At 65.8% G+C, this 20255-nt stretch carries 20 protein-coding genes; 13 read left to right on the plus strand and 7 right to left on the minus strand.

Annotated elements, in window-relative coordinates:
- Both H162_RS30175 and H162_RS0105515 read left to right on the plus strand, forming a co-directional pair.
- Nucleotides 1–267 (plus strand): electron transfer flavoprotein subunit alpha/FixB family protein (locus tag H162_RS30175; protein WP_040786560.1); only part of this gene is annotated, 267 nt, incomplete at its 5' end.
- A gap of 122 nt (nucleotides 268–389) precedes the next feature.
- Nucleotides 390–2180, plus strand: coding sequence for an acyl-CoA dehydrogenase (locus H162_RS0105515; RefSeq protein ID WP_020652454.1), 1791 nt, complete (start codon nucleotides 390–392; stop codon nucleotides 2178–2180).
- A 55-nt stretch (nucleotides 2181–2235) separates the two neighbouring features.
- Here H162_RS0105515 and H162_RS0105520 read toward each other — a convergent pair whose 3' ends face one another.
- Nucleotides 2236–2649 carry an NINE protein gene (locus H162_RS0105520; RefSeq protein ID WP_020652455.1) on the minus strand — a complete coding sequence of 138 codons (414 nt, stop codon included), beginning with the start codon at nucleotides 2647–2649 and terminating at the stop codon, nucleotides 2236–2238.
- 238 nt (nucleotides 2650–2887) lie between these two features.
- On the opposite strand from H162_RS0105520, the gene rpsP reads away from it, so the two are divergent.
- From rpsP to H162_RS0105565, 10 genes are all read left to right on the plus strand, one after another.
- Entirely contained in the window at nucleotides 2888–3136 is a 249-nt protein-coding gene (gene rpsP, locus H162_RS33095; protein WP_084676942.1) for a 30S ribosomal protein S16, read from the plus strand.
- Between the two features lie 50 nt (nucleotides 3137–3186).
- Nucleotides 3187–3720 (plus strand): ribosome maturation factor RimM, encoded by a 534-nt coding sequence (gene rimM, locus H162_RS0105525; protein ID WP_026354265.1) that lies wholly within the window; start codon nucleotides 3187–3189, stop codon nucleotides 3718–3720.
- A 27-nt stretch (nucleotides 3721–3747) separates the two neighbouring features.
- Complete coding sequence (trmD, locus tag H162_RS0105530) at nucleotides 3748–4509, plus strand: tRNA (guanosine(37)-N1)-methyltransferase TrmD (RefSeq protein ID WP_026354266.1); 762 nt, start codon at nucleotides 3748–3750, stop codon at nucleotides 4507–4509.
- A 106-nt stretch (nucleotides 4510–4615) separates the two neighbouring features.
- Entirely contained in the window at nucleotides 4616–4999 is a 384-nt protein-coding gene (rplS, locus tag H162_RS0105535; RefSeq protein WP_020652458.1) for a 50S ribosomal protein L19, read from the plus strand.
- 89 nt (nucleotides 5000–5088) lie between these two features.
- Nucleotides 5089–5754: a CoA pyrophosphatase gene (locus H162_RS0105540; protein ID WP_020652459.1), complete on the plus strand. Its 666-nt coding sequence runs from the start codon at nucleotides 5089–5091 to the stop codon at nucleotides 5752–5754.
- 90 nt (nucleotides 5755–5844) lie between these two features.
- Nucleotides 5845–6804, plus strand: a complete 960-nt coding sequence (locus H162_RS0105545; protein WP_026354267.1) for a CobD/CbiB family protein — start codon at nucleotides 5845–5847, stop codon at nucleotides 6802–6804.
- 154 nt (nucleotides 6805–6958) lie between these two features.
- The gene (locus H162_RS0105550; RefSeq protein ID WP_020652461.1) at nucleotides 6959–7258 is read left to right on the plus strand and encodes a DUF3579 domain-containing protein; all 300 of its coding nucleotides are present in this window, start codon (nucleotides 6959–6961) and stop codon (nucleotides 7256–7258) included.
- A 186-nt stretch (nucleotides 7259–7444) separates the two neighbouring features.
- On the plus strand, nucleotides 7445–7894 hold the full coding sequence (locus H162_RS0105555) for a CBS domain-containing protein (RefSeq protein ID WP_020652462.1): 450 nt from the start codon (nucleotides 7445–7447) through the stop codon (nucleotides 7892–7894).
- Between the two features lie 138 nt (nucleotides 7895–8032).
- Nucleotides 8033–10753, plus strand: coding sequence for a M16 family metallopeptidase (locus H162_RS0105560; RefSeq protein WP_020652463.1), 2721 nt, complete (start codon nucleotides 8033–8035; stop codon nucleotides 10751–10753).
- 114 nt (nucleotides 10754–10867) lie between these two features.
- Nucleotides 10868–11659, plus strand: coding sequence for an SDR family oxidoreductase (locus tag H162_RS0105565; RefSeq protein ID WP_020652464.1), 792 nt, complete (start codon nucleotides 10868–10870; stop codon nucleotides 11657–11659).
- Nucleotides 11660–11695: 36 nt separating this feature from the next.
- On the opposite strand, the gene H162_RS0105570 is transcribed toward H162_RS0105565, so the two are convergent.
- The 3 genes from H162_RS0105570 to H162_RS30180 form a co-directional block, all read right to left on the minus strand.
- Nucleotides 11696–12436, minus strand: a complete 741-nt coding sequence (locus H162_RS0105570) for a GntR family transcriptional regulator (protein WP_020652465.1) — start codon at nucleotides 12434–12436, stop codon at nucleotides 11696–11698.
- A gap of 50 nt (nucleotides 12437–12486) precedes the next feature.
- The gene (locus tag H162_RS0105575) at nucleotides 12487–13557 is read right to left on the minus strand and encodes a flavodoxin family protein (RefSeq protein ID WP_020652466.1); all 1071 of its coding nucleotides are present in this window, start codon (nucleotides 13555–13557) and stop codon (nucleotides 12487–12489) included.
- Nucleotides 13558–13650: 93 nt separating this feature from the next.
- Nucleotides 13651–14487: a VOC family protein gene (locus H162_RS30180; protein ID WP_040786567.1), complete on the minus strand. Its 837-nt coding sequence runs from the start codon at nucleotides 14485–14487 to the stop codon at nucleotides 13651–13653.
- Between the two features lie 208 nt (nucleotides 14488–14695).
- On the opposite strand from H162_RS30180, the gene H162_RS0105585 reads away from it, so the two are divergent.
- Nucleotides 14696–15799: an L-dopachrome tautomerase-related protein gene (locus H162_RS0105585; RefSeq protein WP_026354270.1), complete on the plus strand. Its 1104-nt coding sequence runs from the start codon at nucleotides 14696–14698 to the stop codon at nucleotides 15797–15799.
- A gap of 319 nt (nucleotides 15800–16118) precedes the next feature.
- Here the strand turns inward: H162_RS0105585 and H162_RS0105590 are convergent, their stop codons facing one another.
- The 3 genes from H162_RS0105590 to H162_RS0105600 form a co-directional block, all read right to left on the minus strand.
- Nucleotides 16119–17429, minus strand: coding sequence for a tetratricopeptide repeat protein (locus tag H162_RS0105590; protein WP_020652469.1), 1311 nt, complete (start codon nucleotides 17427–17429; stop codon nucleotides 16119–16121).
- Between the two features lie 305 nt (nucleotides 17430–17734).
- Nucleotides 17735–19225, minus strand: a complete 1491-nt coding sequence (gene nagZ / locus H162_RS0105595; RefSeq protein ID WP_020652470.1) for a beta-N-acetylhexosaminidase — start codon at nucleotides 19223–19225, stop codon at nucleotides 17735–17737.
- An 11-nt stretch (nucleotides 19226–19236) separates the two neighbouring features.
- Nucleotides 19237–20247, minus strand: coding sequence for an SIS domain-containing protein (locus H162_RS0105600; RefSeq protein WP_211223686.1), 1011 nt, complete (start codon nucleotides 20245–20247; stop codon nucleotides 19237–19239).
- Nucleotides 20248–20255: the final 8 nt, after the last annotated feature.

The following is a 20255-nucleotide window of genomic DNA, read 5'->3' on the forward strand; positions in this document are numbered from 1 at the left end:
GCCATGGGCGCCTCGCGCGCAGCGGTCGACGCGGGCTTCGTGCCGAACGACTGGCAGGTGGGCCAGACCGGCAAGATCGTCGCCCCGACCCTGTACATCGCGGTCGGCATCTCGGGCGCGATCCAGCATTTGGCCGGCATGAAGGATTCGAAGACCATCGTCGCCATCAACAAGGATCCGGAAGCGCCGATCTTCTCGGTGGCGGACTACGGCCTGGTGGGCGACCTGTTCGAGGTCGTGCCGCAACTGGTCAAGGAACTGGGTTAATCGGCGCCATGGGCAATGCGTTACTGCGTTGCCCGTTGCCAGACCAGTCAAACACGTCGTTCCAGCGCACGCCGGAACGACGTTTTGCATGACGCGTACAGATTTACAATCAGGAGACAAAGGTGAGCTACAAAGCCCCGCTGAAAGACATGCAGTTCGTGCTGAACGAACTGGCCAACCTGGCCCAGATCAACCAGTTGCCCGGCTGTGAGGACGCGACCGCCGACACCGTCGAGGCGGTCCTCGAAGAGAACGCGAAGTTCTGCGGCGAAGTCATCGCCCCGCTGAACCATGCCGGCGACAAGGAGCCGAGCTTCTGGAAGGATGGCAGCGTCACCACCTCGAAGGGCTTCCGCGAAGCCTTCCGCGCCTTCGGCGAGGCGGGCTGGCAGGGCGTCCAGCATCCGCAGGAATTCGGCGGCCAGGGCCTGCCGAAGCTGGTGGCCACCCCCTGCATGGAAATGCTGCACGCCGCCAACCTGTCGTTCGCGCTGGCGCCGCTGCTGACCGACGGCGCCATCGAGGCGCTGCTGACCGCGGGTTCCGACGAGCAGAAGGCGTTGTTCCTCGAGCCGCTCATCTCGGGCAAGTGGACCGGCACCATGAACCTGACCGAGCCGCAGGCCGGCTCCGACCTGGCCGCCGTGCGCACCCGCGCCGTGCCGCAGGGCGACGGCACCTTCAAGGTCTACGGCACCAAGATCTTCATCACCTACGGCGAGCACGACATGGCGGAGAACATCATCCACCTGGTGCTGGCGCGTACGCCTGACGCGCCGCCGGGCGTGAAGGGCATCTCGCTGTTCATCGTGCCGAAGTTCCTGGTCAATGCGGACGGCTCGCTGGGCGCGCGCAACGATGCGCACTGCGTCTCGATCGAACACAAGCTGGGCATCAAGGCCAGCCCGACCGCGGTGCTGCAGTTCGGCGACCACGGCGGCGCGATCGGCACCCTGGTGGGCGAGGAGAACCGCGGCCTGGAATACATGTTCATCATGATGAACGCGGCCCGCTTCGGCGTCGGCATGCAGGGCGTCGGCCTGGCCGAGCGCGCCTACCAGCAGGCGGCCGCCTTCGCGAAAGAGCGTATCCAGTCGCGCGAAGTGGCCGGCTCGCCGGGCCCGGTGGCGATCATCCACCACCCGGACGTGCGCCGCATGCTGATGTCGATGCGCTCCCAGACCGAGGCGGCGCGCGCGCTGGCCTACGTGGGCGCGGGCATCTCCGACATCGCGCACAGCCACGCCGACGAAGCGACCCGCAAGGCCAATCTCGCGGTGTACGAATACCTGGTCCCGGTCATCAAGGGCTGGTCGACCGAGATGTCCGAGAACGTCGCGCGCGACGGCGTGCAGGTACACGGCGGCATGGGCTTCATCGAGGAGACCGGCGCGGCCCAGCACTACCGCGACGCCAAGATCCTGACCATCTACGAAGGCACGACCGCGATCCAGGCCAATGACCTGGTCGGCCGCAAGACCGTGCGCGACGGCGGCGCCGTGGCGAAGTCGCTGATCGCCCAGGTGCGCGCGACCGAAGCCCAGCTGCGCGAAGTGCAGGGCGCCGACTTTGCGGCGCTGGCGGACCGCCTGGCGGCCGGCAGCGCGGCGCTGGAGCAGGTGGTGGACTTCGTGGTGGCGAACGCCAGATCGGATGTGCGCGCGGTGTTCGCGGGCAGCGTGCCCTACCTGAAGCTGGCCGGCATCGTGCTGGGCGGCTGGCAGATGGCGCGCGCGGCGCTGGTGGCCAGTCGGAAGCTGGGTGCGGGGGAGGGCGATGCCGCCTTCCTGCGCGCGAAGATCGCGACGGCGCGCTTCTTCGGCGATCATGTGCTGTCGCAGGCGGATGGGCTGCGCATCGCGATCGTGGAAGACGCGGCGGGTGTGCTGGCGCTGGACGTCGAGCAGTTCTGAGGCGTTCCGATGTGGTAAATGAAAGAGCAACCTGCGGGCTGCTCTTTTTATGGTATCAGCCGTACGCCCCGCCCGTGTACAGCAGATCGAACAGGCGCGCAATCGTCCCGATCAGCACCACCGCCCCCACCATCACGGTCAGCACCAGCGTCAGCGCCAGCACCCAGTTCGAGCGCGACTGCCGCCCGCTGCCCGCGTTATGCTGCGCATCCCACTTCTCATCCGGCGTCAGCCCGATCACCAGCGCCTCGATGAACCCGGCAACGTAGGACACCAGCAGGGGCAGCAGCACATAGAAGGGATGCGGCTTCACCGCCCCCACCAGGATCCCGGTGACCGGCACGCTGCACAGGTGCAGCAGTCCCAGGCGGTCGGTGCCGCCCTTCAGGTAGAAGCGGTGCACCCCGAACCCGCCCAGCAGCAGGGCGAGCAGGGTGGCGACGGTCTTGTTCTTGTGCTTGACGGCCATGAATGTTGCCAATTGTTCAGGAAAGCCAAGAGTATCACCCAAAATGATGCAAATGGCAGGTTTTTGCCCGAAGCTGGCCGGCGGAGCGGGATCGCGGTGGCGGTGTGGCGAAAAATAGGCCATAATGTTTGATTCGGCGGGACTGCGCGCCCTGTTGTCATTAACGCTTGCTGCTGTGCGGTGTCGCGCGCTATAATCGTCGACTTTCTTCGTCCAGCACAACTTTTTCGGAATTATTATGGTCGTTATTCGTTTGGCTCGTGGTGGCGCTAAAAAGCGCCCGTTCTTCAATATCGTTGCAACCGATTCGCGCAACCGTCGCGATGGTCGTTTCATCGAGCGCATCGGCTTCTACAACCCGATGGCTTCGGGCGCCGAAGTCGGCCTGCGTATCGCTGCTGACCGTCTGGCTCACTGGCAAGGCGTTGGCGCACAACTGTCGCCGACCGTTGCTCGCCTGGTCGCTGGCCAGAAGCCGGCTGCTTAATTAAAGCAGGCAAGGTAGTTCAAGTCTTGACTGATTCAGCAGCAAGCGGGGTGCAAATCCCCGACGACCTGGTTCAGGTCGGGCACGTGACCGGTGCGTATGGAATCGTGGGTGGCATCCGTGTCTCCCCTTATTCGGACGACGCGGACGCGCTGCTGAACATCAAGACCTGGTGGCTCGACAAGCCGACCCTGCACGCCGTCACCGTACGGAGTGCCAAGCTGCACGGCGGCGACGTCGTTGCAACCCTGGTCGGCATGCGTGACCGCAACGAGGCCGAGGCGCTCAAAGGCGCTTCCGTCCAGGTGGCGCGCAGCGAGTTCCCCGAGCTCGAGGAAGACGAGTATTACTGGTCCGACCTGATCGGCCTCGATGTGGTCAACCTGCAGGGCGAAGCGCTCGGCAAGGTGGCCGACATGATGCACAACGGCGCGCAGTCGATCCTGCGCATCACGCCGCAGGTCAACCCCGATGCGCCTGATGCGAAAGCGTCCGAGCGCCTCGTGCCGTTTGTCGACCAGTTCGTCAAGAACGTCGACCTCGAAGCAAGACTGATTACCCTGGACTGGGGCCTCGATTTTTGAGCCCATCCAACCCGGAGCGGGATCCCGATGCAGTTTGACGTCGTGAGCTTGTTCCCAGAGATGTTCGCCGCGTTGACGCAGTCGGGTGTGACCCGGCGCGCCTTCGAGCAGCAGCGCTGGGGCCTGTCGATCTGGAATCCGCGCGATTTCACGCAGGACCGCCACCGCACCGTGGACGATCGCCCCTATGGCGGCGGCCCCGGCATGGTGATGCTGGCAAAACCGCTCGAAGCCGCGATCAATGCGGCCAAGCAAAGGCAGGTCGACCTGGGCCTGCCCGCGCCGCGTGTGGTGTTCATGTCGCCGCAAGGCAAACCGCTGACCCACGAGCGCGCGATGGCACTGAAGAACGAGCCCGGCCTCGTGCTGCTGTGCGGCCGCTACGAAGCGGTGGACCAGCGCCTGCTGGACCGCTGCGTCGACGAGGAAATCTCGCTCGGCGACTTCGTGCTGTCGGGCGGCGAGTTGCCGGCGATGGCCCTGATGGATGCCGTGGTGCGCCTGCTGCCCGGTGTGCTGGGCGACGATGCCTCGGCGGTCGAGGACAGCTTCGTCAACGGCCTGCTCGATTCGCCGCACTATACGCGGCCTGAAGTCTATGACGGCGAGCCGGTTCCGCCGGTGCTGCTGGGCGGGAACCACGCCGAGATCATGAAGTGGCGCCGCCAGCGCATGCTGGAGGCGACCGCGAAGAAGCGGCCGGATTTGCTGGAGCAGGCGCGCGCCGCCGGCCAGCTCACCGCGCTCGATGAAAAGTTTTTGGCAGGCATGAACAAGCCTGCCGTGTAAGGAATGCGTTTTTCGCATGAACCGCGCGGGCATGTTGCCCATGTGGTCAACCCCATCCTCTACTGGGCGAAGGTAGCGCCAGCACGATGGTTTATGGAGTCTACAAATGGATCTGATCCAGCAACTCGAGCAAGAAGAAATTGCGCGCCTCGGCCGCAACATCCCTGATTTCGCACCGGGCGACACCGTTGTCGTCAGCGTCAACGTCGTCGAAGGCAACCGCAAGCGCGCCCAGGCATACGAAGGCGTGGTCATCTCGCGTCGTAACCGCGGCCTGAACTCGAACTTCATCGTTCGCAAGATCTCGTCGGGCGAAGGCGTCGAGCGTACGTTCCAGCTGTACTCGCCGCTGATCGCTTCGATCGAAGTGAAGCGCCGTGGTGACGTGCGTCGTGCGAAGCTGTACTACCTGCGTGAGCGTTCGGGCAAATCGGCGCGTATCAAAGAAAAGCTGCCGAACCGTCGCGCCGCGACCACGGCCGCCAAGTAATAGCGTCCGCGTCCTGAAAAAGGCATCCGCAAGGATGCCTTTTTCTTTTTCGACGCTCACAATACGAATTCGATAAGAGGGGGAAGCCATTGGTCAAACTCGTATTCGACCCCACCCAGATGCCGCTTGCCGGCCTGGCCGGCGAAGCGCCCGTCGTGCCGGAGCGCCTGACGGCGGCCGCGCTGCGCGCACGCTTTGCGCAAACCCTGGAGTGGCAACCCGAAGTGTCGGAAGAAGTGCTCATGCTGCGCGGCCAGCGCCTGCGCTGCGCCGCCGTGCTGGTGCCGCTGGTCATGCGTCCCGAAGGCCTGACGGTGCTGTTCACGCGCCGCACCGATCACCTGTCCAGCCATGCCGGCCAGATCAGCTTCCCGGGCGGACGCACCGAGGAGCTCGACTCTTCGCCGATCGAGACCGCATTGCGCGAGACCGAGGAAGAGATCGGCCTGCACCGCCGCCACGTCGAGATCATCGGCGTGCTGCCCGATCACACCACCATCAGCGCCTATCGCGTGACCCCGGTGGTCGCGCTGGTCGCGCCGCCGTTCGCGCTGCTGCCCGACCCGAACGAAGTCGCCGAAGTCTTCGAAGTGCCGCTGGCCTTCCTGATGGATGGCCTGAACCACCAGCGCCGCACGCTCGACCTGCCCACGTCCGGCCGCCGCAGCTTCTATGCGATGCCATATGAACAATACTTCATCTGGGGCGCGACCGCCGCCATGCTGCGCAACCTGTTCCATTACTTGCGCGCGTAAAACTTTCTTACAGGTCCAAATTTGATTATGGCGGCCCACTGCGCTATCTTAGCGGGCAGTTGTAATGCGATAACAAAAAAGGGTTCCTGAATGACATTCTTTTCTATCCTGTGCGCCTTGCTGATCGAGCAGCTGAAACCGCTGCGCGCGGATAACCAGGTCTACGGTGGCATCAAGGGTTTTGCCATGCGCATCGAGGGCTGGTTCAACGCGGGCGAGCGGCGCAACGGCCGCATGGGCTGGATCCTGATGATGGCGGCGCTGATGCTGCCGACCTGGCTGGTCTGGTGGGTGTTCATGCACTACAACCTGGTGTTCCTGGCCTTTGCCTGGAACGTCCTGATCGTCTACCTGACCCTCGGCTTCCGCCACTACAGCCATTACTTCACCTCGATCCAGCTGGCCCTGAATTCGGGCGACGAAGCCAGCGCCCGCAGCCTGCTGGCGGAGTGGACCCGCCTCGACACGGTCGGCATGGACGCCACCGAGATCGCACGGGTGGCGGTCGAGAAAGCCCTGATCACGACGCACCGCAACGTGTTCGGCGTGTTCTTCTGGTTCCTGATGCCGCTGGGCCCGGCGGGCGCCGTGATGTACCGCGTGTCGGAATACCTGGCGCGCGCCTGGAACGAGCCGGACCACATGCGCAACGAAGCCTTCGGCCAGTTCGCCGCGCGCGCCTTCTACTGGATCGACTGGATTCCGGTGCGCCTGACCGCGATCGCGTTTGCCGTGGTCGGCAACTTCGAGGACGCCATCTATGCCTGGCGCAATTTTGCCAACCGTTGGGCCGACGAATCGCGCGGCATCATCCTGGCCGCCGGCGGCGGCGCGATGGGCGTGCGCCTCGGCACCCCGAACGAGAACGCGCCCCAGCTGCTGCCGGCCGACGCCGCCACGGTGGACCTGAGCGACAGCGATACCGAGGTGTTGCCGGGCGAGGAGCCGAATTTGCGCGCTCTCCAAAGTACAGTGGGACTCGTGTGGCGCGCCCTGATATTATGGATGATCCTGTTGCTGCTGACGTCGAGCGTGGTCTGGCTTGGCTGAAAATGGCGCGCGGGCTCGTGCCCAAGTCTTCTATAAGATATAATACTGGGCTGAGGTTGTTCTCATCCACGCAGTACTTTCTGTTTGAGCAAGCAGCACTATGGCCGAGTTACCCCAAACCACGGATAAAGAGCTCACTGGAGAGTTTTTTATCATGGGCATCACGAACAAAGGCAGGCAATTTCGCCCGAGCGACTGGGCGGAACGCCTGTGCGGCGTCATGTCCTGCTTTTGCCCAGGCTCGAGCGGCCTGGATGCCCACCTGAAGTTCTCTCCTTACGTCCACCCGACGGTGGTCAATGGCACCAAGGCGGTGGTGGTCGACCACCGGCTGCGCACGATCGAGCCGATGGCCTACCACTTCGTCGTCAGCTTTGCCAAGGACAACGATTTGCAGGTGGTCGATGCCTGCTTCGTTCCCTTGCCGGGCGAGAAGAAACCCGGCGCAGCCTGAGAGCGTTTAACAAAACCCACAGGGCAAGGCGCATCGTCGAAGACAGTACTGTTGTACGGCGAGACGATGCAAGGTCGCCATGGGGTTTTGTTAGGCGCTCTACATCCCGGATCCCACTGGCGCTTTGATTATGTCAAAGCGCCAGTTTCGTTTTAGACTACGCCTGTCAAGACGAGGGAGGGAGTCATGAACATCGGTGAAATCTGTACCGTCCACACCGTCTGCTGTTCCCGCGACGACACCGTGCAGGACGCAGCCATCCTCATGCGCATGCACCATGTCGGCGACCTGATCGTGGTCGAGGGCAATGGCGGCGGCAAAGTTCCAATCGGTATCCTGACCGACCGCGACATCGTGGTTTCCGTCATCGCGCCCGGACTCGATCCGGGCAGCCTGCTGGCAGGCGACGTCATGAGCGAAGACCTGCTCACCGCGAGCGAGACCGACGATGTGTACGAGACCATCGAACGCATGCGCCTGCGCGGCATCCGGCGGGTGCCGGTGGTCGATGCGTCCGGCATCCTGAGCGGCATCGTCAGCTCCGACGACCTGCTCGAATTCCTGGCCGAGGAGATGGGCGAGCTGTCGCGCATCAGTTCCTGGCAACAGGCCCACGAACGGCGGGCGCGCCAGTAAGCACATACGCGGGTCGGTCGACGACGGCGCGTCCGCGAGGGCGCGCCGGCTGCCCCGCTCGTGCCCATCTGTTACCATCCCTGATTCGCGGCGGGACGGTTGGCGTCCTGCCCCCAATGACGGGATGCCATGGATTGGATGAGCTTCAAGCGCGGCGCGGCCGCGCAGGTGATGGTGGGCGCGCTGGCCTTCGTGGTGGCCGGCGCGGCCCTGGCTGTGCAGCTGCCCAAGGGCGTCAGCCTCGGGCCCTCGGTCGAGGGCATTACCGAGTACCGGCTGGCGAACGGGCTGAAGGTCTTGCTGTTCCCGGACGCCTCGCGCCCGACGGTGACCGTCAACGTCACCTACCTGGTCGGCTCGCGCCACGAGAACTACGGCGAGACCGGCATGGCGCACCTGCTCGAGCACCTGCTGTTCAAGGGCGCGAAGAACAACCGCGACATTACCGGTGAATTCTCCGGGCGCGGCATGCAGTTCAACGGCACCACCTCGCTCGACCGCACCAACTACTACGAAGTGTTCCAGGCGTCGAACGACAACCTGCGCTGGGCGCTGCAGATGGAGGCCGACCGCATGGTCAATTCCTTCATCTCCGACAAGGACCTGGCGTCCGAGATGACCGTGGTGCGCAACGAGTTCGAGAGCGGCGAGAACTCGCCGGGCGGGGTGCTGTTCAAGCGCATGCAGAGCGTGGCCTACGACTGGCATTCCTACGGCCGCGCGACGATCGGCAACCGCAGCGACATCGAGAACGTCAGGATCGCCAACCTGCGCGCCTTCTACCGCACGTATTACCAGCCGGACAATGCGGTGCTGCTGGTGGCCGGCAAGTTCGAGCCGCGGGAAACCCTGGCGACCATCAGCCGCCTGTTCGGCGCGATCCCCAAGCCGAAGCGCACGCTGCCGCAGTTCTGGACCGTCGAACCCACCCAGGACGGCGAGCGCAGCTTCACGGTGCGGCGCCAGGGCGACGTGCAGATCGTCGCGGTCGGCTACAAGGTCCCGTCCGACCTGCACCCGGATGCCGATGCGCTCGGCTTCGCCTCCGAGATCATGGGCGACGCGCCGAACGGCAGGCTGCACAAGCTGCTGGTCGAGACCGGCAAGGCGAGTCAGGTGTTCAGCTTCGGCCAGACCGGCTATGCGCCCGGCCTGCAATTCTTCGGCGCCGTGGTGAAGAAGGGCGACCCGGTCGAGCCGGTGCGCGAGGCGCTGACCCAGGCGGTCGAGGACATCGCGCGCCGTCCGCCCACGGCGGAGGAAATGGAGCGGGTGCGCCGCGCCGCCATGAACAGCATCGAGCGCAGCCTGAACGACCCGCAGGCGGTCGGGGTGGCGCTGTCGGAAGTGATCGCGCTGGGCGACTGGCGCCTGTACTTCCTTGGCCGCGAGCGCCTCAAGACGGTGACGGCGGAGCAGGTGGCCGCCAGTTCGGGGCGCTATTTCCTGCGCAGTAACCGGATCAGCGGCAGCTTCCTGCCCGAGGACGCGCCGCAGCGCGCCGTCCTGCCGCCCGCGCCGAGCGTCGAGAGCGTGCTGCAGGACTTCAAGCCGGAGGCGTCCAGCCTGGTGTCGGAAGACTTCGAGCCGACCCAGCAGAACATCATGAAGCGCACCACGCTCGCCAGCGCCGGCGGCGTCAAGCTGGCCCTGCTGCCCAAGAAGAACCGGGGCGAGACCGTGACCGTGAACCTGCGCCAGCACATCGGCGACGAGAAGAACCTGTTCGGCAAGGGCGCGGTGCCGGCCCTGACCGCGGCGATGCTGATGCGCGGGACCACCCGCTACAGCCGCGCCGAGCTGGCCGACGCCTTCGACAAGCTGAAGATCGCCGGCGGTCCGGCCCACTTCCAGACCACGCGCGCCAACCTGCCGGAGGCGCTCAGGCTGGTGGCCCACGTGCTGAAGGAGCCGGCTTTCCCGGAAGCCGAATTCGAGCAGCTGCGCCAGCAGTCGCTGGTCGGCCTGGAAGCCAGCCGCGGCGAACCGCAGAGCGTGGCGACGCGCGCGCTGGCCCGGCATTTCGAACAATACCCGCGCGGCGACATCCGCCACGAGAACACGCTGGAAGAAGACATCGCCGACATCAAGGCCGCGCGCCTGGAGGAGCTGAAGGCCTTCCACCGCGACTACCACGGCGCCCATCCGGCCGAGATGGCGATCGTGGGCGACTTCGACCCGAAGGAGGTCGTGCCCCTGGTGGACGAACTGTTCGGCGCCTGGCGCGCAAAAGAGCACGTGGAGCCGGTGCTGCGCAAGCACGCCGAGGTGGCGCCGGCCACCCGCACGCTCGACACGCCCGACAAGGAAAACGGCTTCTACACGGCGCGCATGAACCTGGACCTGAACATCGACGATCCCGACTATCCGGCCCTGATGCTGGCCAATTACATCTTCGGCGACGGCGGACTGAAGTCGCGCCTGATGGACCGCATCCGCCAGAAGGATGGCCTGTCCTACGGCGGCGGCTCGGAGCTGTCGGCGGGCGACCTGGACCGCGCAGGCAGCTTCTCGATCAGCGCCATCGCCGCGCCGCAGAACATGGGGCGGCTGGACGCCGCCATACGCGCCGAGCTGGCGCGTGCGGTGAAGGAGGGCTTCACGGCCAGCGAACTGGCCGGCGCCAAGTCCGGACTGATGCAGCAGCGCCAGCAGACCCGGGCCGAGGATGGCGCCCTGGCGGCCGGCTGGACCTCCTACCTGTACCGGGGGCGCACCTTCGAATGGTCGCTGGCTTTCGAGCGCAAGCTGATGGCGGTCAGCTTGCCCCAGCTGAACGCGGCCTTCCGCAAGGCGATCGACCCGGCCCGGCTGTCGGTGGTCATGGCGGCCGACCAGGGCAAGGCGGGGCCGGGATAATTCTTACATGTACATACAAATCAATACCAAATACCTATCCCCACACTGTGACACGGTCGTGACCATGCGTTAAAATGTTTCCTTTCGGAAGTATTTTGCAGTGGCGGGAGTATCATGAAGGGCAATACCAAGCAGCAGCCGGAGGTGGGCAAGCCATTCGCCGGCAAGGTCGTCCTGGTCACCGGTGCGGCCAGCGGGATCGGACGTGCGATCGCCCTGGCCTTCGGCCGTTCCGGGGCCAGCGTCGTCGTCGCCGACACCTCGATCGAAGGCGGCCATGCGACCGCGGCGATGATCGTCGAGTCGGGCGGCAAGGCACTCTTTGTACAGAGCAACGTCACCCGCGCGGCGGACGTCGAGGCGCTGGTGGAAAAGACCGTCAATTACTACGGCCGGCTCGACTATGCGGTCAACAATGCCGCGGTCGAGGAAGAGGGCCAGCCGCTGGCCGACGCCGAGGACGACCAGTTCGACCGCATCATGGGCGTCAACGTCAAGGGTGTCTGGCTGTGCATGAAGTACCAGCTGCGCCAGATGCTCAAGCAGGGCAGCGGGGCGATCGTCAACATGGCGTCGGTGTCGGGCCTGGTGGCCGCGCCGAACCGCGCGATCTACGGCGCCAGCAAGCATGCGGTGGTCGGCCTGACCAAGAGCGCGGCCGCCGAGTACGCGCGCGACGGCATCCGCGTCAACGCGCTGTGCCCGTCCGCGGTGCGCACGCCGATGCTGGCGCGCATGGTCGAGCGCGATCCGGGCACCGAGAAGCGGCTCGAGTCGGCGCAGCCGATGGGGCGTGTGGCGGAACCGGTGGAGATCGCGAATGCGGCGCTGTGGCTGTGTTCGGACCAGGCCTCGTATGTCAACGGCCACGAGCTGGTGGTGGACGGCGGATTCACGGCTGTCTGACCGCTCACGCCGAGGCGGCCTGGCATGCCAGCCGCCTCAAGCCGCGTTCAGCTCCGCCACGAAGTCATACATATCGCCCCGGAACCACGAGCGGCAGAATTCCACCGCGCGCCCGTCGCGCAGGAAGCCCAGGCGTTCCACGCACAGTCCCGCATCGCCCTGGCTGGCTTCCAGCAGGCGCGCCTGCTCGGCATTGAGCAGCAGCGCCGTCAGGCGCTGCAAGGCCCGCACCGGCCGGTTCCCCGCCGCCTCCAGCGCCTCGTACATCGAATTGTCGACCGCCTCCAGCGAGGGCAGGGCGAAGGCCGCAATGGTGGCGTATTCGAGGCACATCGGCACCTCGTCCGCATAGCGGATCCGGTGGAAGCGGTACACCCCGGTGCCCGGCGACAGCCGCAGGCGCAGCGCCTCCTCGGGCGTGACCAGTCCCTCCGAGCGCTTGATCCAGACGCTGCGCGGCACCCGCCCGCGCGCCCGCATGTCCTCCGAAAACGAGCTCAGCTTGGCGAAGTTCTTTTCGATCCGGGTGTTGATGAAGTTGCCCGAGCCGGGCCGGCGCACCAGCAGGCCTTCCTCCACCAGCCCATCGATGGCCTTGCGCACGGTGATGCGCGAGATGCCCAGTTCGGCCGCCAGCTGGCGCTCGGCGGGGAGGGCGGCGGCAGGTCCGAGCGCGCCCTCGTCGATCGCCTGGCGCAGCGCGCGCTGCAGCTGCTGGTAGAGCGGCAGCTTGGCGGTGCCGGCGATGTTGTACATCAGTTGGGCGAGCGGGGTCATGCGGCCTGTCAGGGGTGTGCGAATGGGCGCATGATACCAAGGCCGGGCCCTTATTTGGGGCGCGGATCCCTCAGGGCGTGGGTGTTGACGGCCACGCGGCCGGCGCGCACCTCGCGCACCGCCTCCGCCACCGCGCGCGCGACATTGCGCACCTCTTCCTGCAGCGCGGTATCGCGGTCGAAGGTGGCGTGGCTGTCGGCATAGGATTCGTAATAGCCGACGTAACGGTCGAGCTGGCCGAAGCTGCCCGAGTCGACCAGGCCCATCCAGTTCAGCCAGTCCGACAGCGAGCGCCGCGTGCCTTCGATGCCGGCCACGTCGCCGTGCACCACCAGCCCGAAGGCGCGTCCGGCCAGGTGCTTCGGATAGTCCCATCCGGCGCGCTCGATCTCCTTGGCCAGTTCCGGCTTCTTGCCCTGGGTCGAGGTCGGATCGGGATTGCCGCCGTCGGCGCACACCAGGCGGTCGATCATCAGCTTGAGCACCGAGGGCGCCTGGTACCAGTACACCGGGGTGACGATGATGACGCCGTGGGCCAGCACCCAGCGCTCGTAGATCTCGTTCATCCAGTCGGCGGTCTGGCGTTCGGCGTTGTTCGGGTAGCAGCTGCAGGGCCAGTGGCACAGCGGCATGGCGGTCGAGACGCAGCCCTTGCAGGGATGGATGTGGCGGTCGTAGTCGGAGGTGAGCAGGCTCAGGTCGAGCAGGTCGGCCTCGAAGCCCTGTTCCGCCAGGACCTCGCACGCCAGCCTGGTCATGCGCCAGCTCTTCGAGGCTTCGCCCGGACAGCTGCCGTCGTTGCGCGCCGAGCCGTTGATGAGCAGGATGCGGTTGCGCGAGGCCGGGTCCTTCTGCTGCTGCTCCGCGCCCAGCAGGCGCTCGTGCGCCTCCTTCCACTCGACCGACAGGTCGTAGCCGGGGTCGGCGAAGCCGGGACCGGCCTTGACCGTGCGCGGGGCCTTGCGGCCGTCCGTGTAGGCGCTCCAGGCGACTTCCTCGATCTCGGCCAGCTGTGCTTCCAGCGGGTCGTAGGCGGGATCGTAGAATGCGCGCCGGAAGCGCAGGTGGAATTCTTCGCGTCCCAGCTTGGCGGGAGCCTGGCCTTTTCGTACGGTCGTCATGACGCCTCCGAGGTGATTGGCGGGATTATCCGCCGCGCTCGGCAGGGGGAATGTTCGGGCGCGCACATTCCCGGGTTAAAAAGCGAGAGGAAATCAGCCTGCCTGGCGGCGGAGCGCCTCGGCCCTGCCGAACACCTTCCTGGCCTGCCCGCGCACCTGCACGAACTCCAGTTGCTCGCCTTCCGGGCCCTTCGCATACATCAATGTCCAGCCGTCGGACTTGCCGCTGGTGATGCGGTTGGTCATGGAATTCAATGGCGCCGACAGGCGCTCCTTCTCGCTGGCCGACGAGATGATGCGGTTTGCCTTGACATTCGCCATGCCGCGTTTCGCCGCTTCCGCTTCCAGGTCGCGCACAAACTGGTTGAAGTCGACATCGTCGCGGATGTAGAAGCAGACGTGCATCGATGTCGGGAAGGCGGGACTGGTGTTCGCGTGCGGCGGCGCGAAGCTGGCGCCACTTCCCTGTGGCTGGCTGCTATCGCGGTACTGCAGCAATTCGATGACCACGTTGTCGAACTGGATGAAGCGCACGTCGAGGCGCTGGGCCCCGCCGCGCAGGTCCGGAATGCCGAGCGTGCGCGGGTTGACCTGGCGCTCCCTGGCCTTCAGCTCCTCCGTCAGCAGCAGCGTGTTGTGAATGACTTCGCCCTGGAAATCACCATCGCGCATGATTTCCGTGCCGCCCAAGACCTGCGTATAGAACTCGAAGGCGCGATCCATGTTCTGCACGGTGATGCCGACATGCTGCACGCCCTGCAGGCGGGCGCCCAGCACGCCGCGTCCGTCGGCGGGAGCGGCTTGCGCCATCGACGGCAGTCCCGCCGACAGTCCGGCAAGTCCCGCCACCGTCGCCATTCCCGCAGCGCGCATCAGTTCACGGCGCTGCGGATCATGCGACCCGCCTGTTAGCTCATGTTTGGATTCCATTTACGTTTCCTCAAAAATAGTTAGCGCAATAAACCGCCATCTTCCCAATGGCATGGAGCAAGGCTACCTGAGACGGAGGATCGCAATGGTTAAAGCTCGGATAATTATGGTAAACGTCCCGGCGAAAATTTAACCGCGATTAACTTCGTTTTGGCACGGTGCCTGACTACGCTACCAGCCTTTCAGTACTTTTTCAGGAGACCAGAAAATGCGTCAATTCCTTTTGGCGGTGGCGTCGTCGCTCGCGCTCGCCGCTTGCGCCAACCAGGCCCAGGTCAAGCCAGCCGTCGGCCAGGTAGAGATCGTGGCGGAGCTCGATATCACGCCTGGCAATGTCACGGCCAGCAAAGACGGCCGCATCTTCGCCAGCATCCACGGCATGCGCCGGGGCCCCGTACAACTGATCGAGGTGACCGGCAAGAACACGTACAAGCCATTCCCGGACGCAGCCTGGAATGGCACACCGGGTTCCGGCCCGAATGTCCTGAACACCCCGCACGGCGTGCTCATCGACAGCAAGGATCGTCTCTGGGTCATCGATCACGGCAACTGGCTGGACCAGCCGCAGCCACCGAAACTGGTCGCGTTCGACATTGCTACCGGCAAGCTGGCATACCGCTTCGACTTCGACAAAGCCGCCGCCCCGCGCACCCAGATCCTGCAGGACCTGGCCGTCGATGGCGAGCGTGGCTTCGTCTACATCGCCGACTGCGGCGACGATCCGGCCATCGTGGTCGTGGACATCAACAAGAACACGGCGCGCCGCTTCCGCGGGCATCCTTCGCTGGCCGCGGAGAATGTCGACCTGGTGGTGGAAGGGGAGTCCTTGCTGTTCCCGGATGCGAACGGCAAGATGGGCCCGGCCCGTGTCGGCATCAATCCGATCACCCTGTCGGCCGATGGCGAAACGCTGTATTACGGTCCGATGAATGGCACCCGCTGGTATTCGCTGCCGACACGCCTGTTCCGCGAAGGCGCATCGGACGCCGGCATCGCCGCCGCCATCGCCAATGCCGGTCCCAAGCCGGTATCGGACGGTGCAGCCACTGATGCGGAGGGCAATCACTTCTTCACCAATCTGCCGGACAACGGCATCGACATGCTGACCAAGGATGGCAGGCTGCACCCGCTGGTGCGCGATCCACGCTTCCTCTGGCCGGACAACGCCCACTTCGGTCAGGACTCCTGGCTGTATGTGGCGGTCAATCAGCTCCACCGCAATCCCATCTTCTCCGGCGCCGGAGACAAGGGCAAGCCGCCTTACCTGATTGCGCGTGTCTGGACGGGGACGCGTGGCCAGCCAGGCCGTTGATCAGTCGAGCCAGCAGCCACGGCATTCAGGGTCAGATCTGTCATTCGGACACCGATCGAGCACCTTTGCGCTATCTCACAATGCTGGCTTGTTTATCCCAAACCCGTCAATGCTCGGCTCCCATTTGTCACCGCAAGCGGCGCATCATGGACCATGTCGGAAAGTGGGAAAAAATCTCAGCCTACTTAAACCGTTCTGAGATTTCGCAAGGGTTGTGCGTCCATGTCCGAATGACAGACCTGACCCCGAATGCGAAGCAACAAACCATACAGGCGAAAAAAAGCCGGGCACCAGCCCGGCTCTTTTAGCGCAGCGAGAATTACATCGCCGCAGTCTGCTTGCCGCCCTGTTTCTGGTTCAGCAGCAGGATCCAGTACTTGGCCAGGTCGCCCGCGCCGGCGCCGCCCTTGACCGACTCGAAGGTCTTGATCGCCTCGGCAGTCTTGCCGCCGCGCGCCTGCGCCATGCCCAGGCGCAGCTTGGCTTCTTCCGCGTTCTTCAGGCTGCCCTTGGCGATGCCCTGCTGGATGAACTGGATGCCCTTGTCGTGCTGGTCCATGGTGGCGTAGGCCCAGCCCAGGTTGACCAGGCCGGCGCCGGTCTTGGCCTTGGCGGCCGAGGCTTCGCCGCTGGCGATGTTCTTGGCGTCGTCGGCCGCGCCCTTGTTCGCCTTGTCGCGCAGCGCGGCGTGGGTCTTGGCGTTGGAGCCCTTGCCCAGCACGCCCGCGGCATAGCCGGCTTCGATCACTTTCTTGGCTTCGGTCGGGAAGCCGTCGCGCAGCGACAGTTCGGCCAGGTCGACGTATTCCTCGGGCGCCATCTGCTTGACCGCAGCGAACTCGAGACGGTACACGTTGATCATGTTGACCTGTGCGTCGAAGCCCGACTTGCGCGCCACGCCGCGGTTCAGGACGTCGGTCCAGAAGTCGTCGTTCGGGTAGTAGGACACCAGCTTCTCGAGCGCGGTCAGGTAGCCCGCGTCATCCTTGACCTTGTTGGAAGCCGAGGCCAGCAGGCGCAGGTCTTCCTCGGTCGGGGTCTTGCCGGCCTTTTCCATCTCGGCGATCATCGGCAGCAGTTCGCTCTTCGCGGTCGCGAAGTCGCCGCTCAGGTAGTAGGCGCGCACCAGCGACGGACGGATCTTCTCCGGCGTCGGGCTGTCCTTCTGGTAGCGCTTGAACCACTCGATCGCTTTCGGGTAGTCCTTGGCGTTGTAGTGCATGTTCGCCAGGGCCTGGATGAAGTCGGCCTGCTCGGCGCCCTGCAGGCGGCCCGAGTTGATCACGGCTTCCAGCGCCGGCATGGCGATGGCGTTGTTGTTGGTGGCCGAGCCCAGCGACAGCTTCATGCGGTTCAGCACGTAGTCTTCGTACGGGGTGCGGTTCGGGAAGGCTTCCGCCTGGGTGATGCGGTTCTGCACCTCGCCATAGTTCTTGGCATCCATCAGCGGCTTGATCGCGGCGGGATCGAGCAGCTTGAACAGCTCGGGACGAACGGTGTCCTTCGCCGCCGCGGCGGCGGCCGGCGCATCGGTCTTTTGCTGGGCGTGGGCGCTGGTGACCAGGGCCGGGGCGGTGACGCCGATCGCGGCGAGCATCAGGCAGAGGCGGGCAAGACGGAATTGGGACATGAATTATCCTTCAATCAAGACAAAAAATGAGCGGGGTGCGTTTTCGTTAATATAGCGAAAATGCCAACTCGGACAAAGCGTGCATTGTCCCATAAAAACGCCATTTTCAGGCGTCGGCAATTGTGCCGCAGAGCGTCATTTCACGCCCCGACGGTTACATTGCGTTACCTTGGTGTCATCTTCCGATGACGGGACCTTCCTGTAACGCTCGACAAGCCGAAATGGTTGAATCGAACAGCCTGAGCCGTGTCGATTTTGTGCATGAACAATGCATGGGAGAAGGGGCGCCGTGGCGCTCCCGTGCTTCAGCCGTCGAACCCGGGCACCGGGCAACGGCCCGTCGCGTCGAGATCGCCCGCCAGCCAGCCGACCACGGCGTCCAGCGCCGGCGCCGCGAAGCCATAGGTCATCAGCGCCGGGGCATCGAAGTCGAGCGCCTGGTACGGATTCCAGAGGGCAATGTGAAGGTCGGGCCGCCAGGTCGCGCGGGCATGCGGACCGTAGCGCCGGCGCGAGGTCGAGGCCAGCATCGTGAGGCGGCCGTCCTGCGGCAGCGCGCTCCAGTCGAAGGTCTCGGCGTCGGCGAAGGTCGCCAGTTCCACGTCGTACAGGCGACCGAGCGCGGCGGCGATCGCCGCCGCCGGCACGCCGGCTTCCGACACGCCGTCGCTGACCACGTCCTGGCGCGCCACCAGGCGCACCTTGCTGCCTTTCGGCGGGCGGACCGGCTGGCGCAGTGCGGTCAGGCCGGCGCGCCAGGCGCGCGCCATCAGGACGCGGTCGGCGCTGTCGGTATCTGCGGCGTAGGCCGCTCCGCCCGCCGGGTGCGACCGGGCCAGCGCGGACAGCCGCGCCAGGCGCGCCTCGACTTCGGGCAGCGGCAGCACCCCGCTTTCGATCGCGGCGGCGATCGCGTGCAGGGTCTCGACCTGCGTCTCGCGCGCACCGATCGCCATCACCATGTCGGCGCCCGCCACCAGGGCGTTGACGGCCGCCTGGCCGGCGCCGTAGCGGTGCGCGATCGCGTGCATGTCCATGCCGTCGGTGATGATCACGCCCTGGTAGCCGAACTGCTCGCGCAGGATGCCGGTCAGGATCGCGCGCGACATCGTGGCCGGATTGTCCGGGTCGAGGGCAGGGTAGACGATGTGGGCGGTCATCACCGCCGGCGCGCTCGGCGCGGCGATGCGGAAGGGCGCGAACTCGAAGCGTTCCAGCTCGGCCAGCGGCTTGTCCACGGTCGGCAGGTCGCGGTGCGAGTCGACGTGGGTATCGCCATGGCCGGGGAAGTGCTTGACGCAGCAGGCCACGCCTTCCGATTCGCTGCCTTCCATCCAGGCCAGCGCGATGCGCGTGGCGGTTTCCGGATCGGCGCCGAAGGAGCGCTCGGCGATGACGGGGTTGTGCGGATTGTTGTTCAGGTCCAGCACCGGCGCGAAGTTCCAGTTGAAGCCCAGCGCACGCACGGCGCGCGCCACCGCCGCGCCGATCGCGCGCGCCAATTCAACATCGTCGGCCGCGCCCAGCGCCATCGCGCTCGGCGGCGCCGGCACCCAGGTCGAGCGCACCACGGCGCCGCCTTCCTGGTCGAGGGCGACCAGGGCCTCGGGCCCCATGGCGTCGCGCAGCGCCCCCGTGAAGCGGGTCAGCTGCGCGGCGTCCGTCATGTTCTGGCGGAACAGGCAGGCGCCGCGCACCTTGTGGGCGCGCAGGAAGGCGTCGGTGTCCGCATCCAGCTCGGTGCCGAACAGGCGCACCATCATCAGCTGGCCGGCCAGGCTCAGGTAGTCGGTCATGGCGCCCGCCCTCAGTTGGTTTTGGTGACCTTGCTCAGGTGGCGCGGACGGTCCGGATCGAGGCCGCGCGCCTTCGACAGCTTGGCCGCCATCACGTAGAAGGCCTGGATCGCCGCGATCGGGTCGAGGTCGGGAATCGCCGCCGTCGGCAGGGTCAGGTCGCGGCTCGCGATGTCGGCGGGCGCCGCCAGCAGCACGCGCGCGCCGCGCCCGCGCATCTCGTCGGCCAGCGCCACCAGGCCGGCCTGGGCCGGGCCGCGGGTCGCGAAGATCAGCAGCGGATAGCCGTCCTCGATCAGGGCCATCGGGCCGTGCTTGATCTCGGCGCCGGAGAAGGCTTCGGCCTGCAGGGCCGAGGTTTCCTTGAACTTGAGCGCCGATTCGAGGGCGACCGGGAAGCTGATGCCGCGGCCGACCACCATGATGTTGCGGGCCGGGGCCAGCACCTCGATCGCGGCCGACCAGTCGGCCTGGCAGGCTGCGCCCAGGGCGTCCGGCAGGGCGGCGATGCCGTCCTTCAGCTCGGCGTCGTTCTGCCATTCGGCGACCAGGCGCGCGCCGGCGACCAGGCTGGTGATGAAGCTCTTGGTCGCGGCCACGCTCTGTTCCTTGCCGGCGTGCAGGGGCATCGCCCATTCGGCGGTCTGGGCCAGCGGCGAGGTGACATCGTTGACCAGGGCCACCGTGGTGGCGCCGCCGTCGCGGAAGTAGCGGATCGGCTCGACCACGTCCGGGCTCTGGCCCGACTGCGAGATCGACACGGCCAGGGTGTCGCGCGTGGTCAGGGGCGACTTGTACAGCGTGATCAGCGACATCGGCAGCGAGGTCACCAGGCGGCCCATGCGCGCCATGATCAGGTAGGCCAGGTAGCTCGACGCGTGGTCCGAGCTGCCGCGGGCGACCGTCACCGCGCTGTGGAAGTTGGTGGACCGCAGCTTGCGGCCCAGTTCCGCATAGCGCTCGGTGTCGTTCGACAGTTGCAGGGCGACACACTCGGCGGCGGACAGCGCTTCCTGTAGCATCAGTGAGG

The sequence above is a fragment of the Massilia niastensis DSM 21313 genome (assembly GCF_000382345.1).
In the GTDB taxonomy this organism is placed as follows: Bacteria; Pseudomonadota; Gammaproteobacteria; order Burkholderiales; family Burkholderiaceae_D; genus Telluria; species Telluria niastensis.

What these genes read in the sequence shown, in the direction of transcription:
- H162_RS0105520 (WP_020652455.1), bottom strand. Translation starts at nt 2,649, where the DNA reads ATGGCCGTCAAGCACAAGAACAAGACCGTCGCCACCCTGCTCGCCCTG.
- rpsP (WP_084676942.1), top strand. Translation starts at nt 2,888, where the DNA reads ATGGTCGTTATTCGTTTGGCTCGTGGTGGCGCTAAAAAGCGCCCGTTC.
- trmD (WP_026354266.1), top strand. Translation starts at nt 3,748, where the DNA reads ATGCAGTTTGACGTCGTGAGCTTGTTCCCAGAGATGTTCGCCGCGTTG.
- rplS (WP_020652458.1), top strand. Translation starts at nt 4,616, where the DNA reads ATGGATCTGATCCAGCAACTCGAGCAAGAAGAAATTGCGCGCCTCGGC.
- H162_RS0105545 (WP_026354267.1), top strand. Translation starts at nt 5,845, where the DNA reads ATGACATTCTTTTCTATCCTGTGCGCCTTGCTGATCGAGCAGCTGAAA.
- H162_RS0105550 (WP_020652461.1), top strand. Translation starts at nt 6,959, where the DNA reads ATGGGCATCACGAACAAAGGCAGGCAATTTCGCCCGAGCGACTGGGCG.
- H162_RS0105555 (WP_020652462.1), top strand. Translation starts at nt 7,445, where the DNA reads ATGAACATCGGTGAAATCTGTACCGTCCACACCGTCTGCTGTTCCCGC.
- H162_RS0105560 (WP_020652463.1), top strand. Translation starts at nt 8,033, where the DNA reads ATGAGCTTCAAGCGCGGCGCGGCCGCGCAGGTGATGGTGGGCGCGCTG.
- H162_RS0105565 (WP_020652464.1), top strand. Translation starts at nt 10,868, where the DNA reads ATGAAGGGCAATACCAAGCAGCAGCCGGAGGTGGGCAAGCCATTCGCC.
- H162_RS0105570 (WP_020652465.1), bottom strand. Translation starts at nt 12,436, where the DNA reads ATGACCCCGCTCGCCCAACTGATGTACAACATCGCCGGCACCGCCAAG.
- H162_RS0105575 (WP_020652466.1), bottom strand. Translation starts at nt 13,557, where the DNA reads ATGACGACCGTACGAAAAGGCCAGGCTCCCGCCAAGCTGGGACGCGAA.
- H162_RS30180 (WP_040786567.1), bottom strand. Translation starts at nt 14,487, where the DNA reads ATGGAATCCAAACATGAGCTAACAGGCGGGTCGCATGATCCGCAGCGC.
- H162_RS0105585 (WP_026354270.1), top strand. Translation starts at nt 14,696, where the DNA reads ATGCGTCAATTCCTTTTGGCGGTGGCGTCGTCGCTCGCGCTCGCCGCT.
- H162_RS0105590 (WP_020652469.1), bottom strand. Translation starts at nt 17,429, where the DNA reads ATGTCCCAATTCCGTCTTGCCCGCCTCTGCCTGATGCTCGCCGCGATC.
- nagZ (WP_020652470.1), bottom strand. Translation starts at nt 19,225, where the DNA reads ATGACCGACTACCTGAGCCTGGCCGGCCAGCTGATGATGGTGCGCCTG.
- H162_RS0105600 (WP_211223686.1), bottom strand. Translation starts at nt 20,247, where the DNA reads ATGCTACAGGAAGCGCTGTCCGCCGCCGAGTGTGTCGCCCTGCAACTG.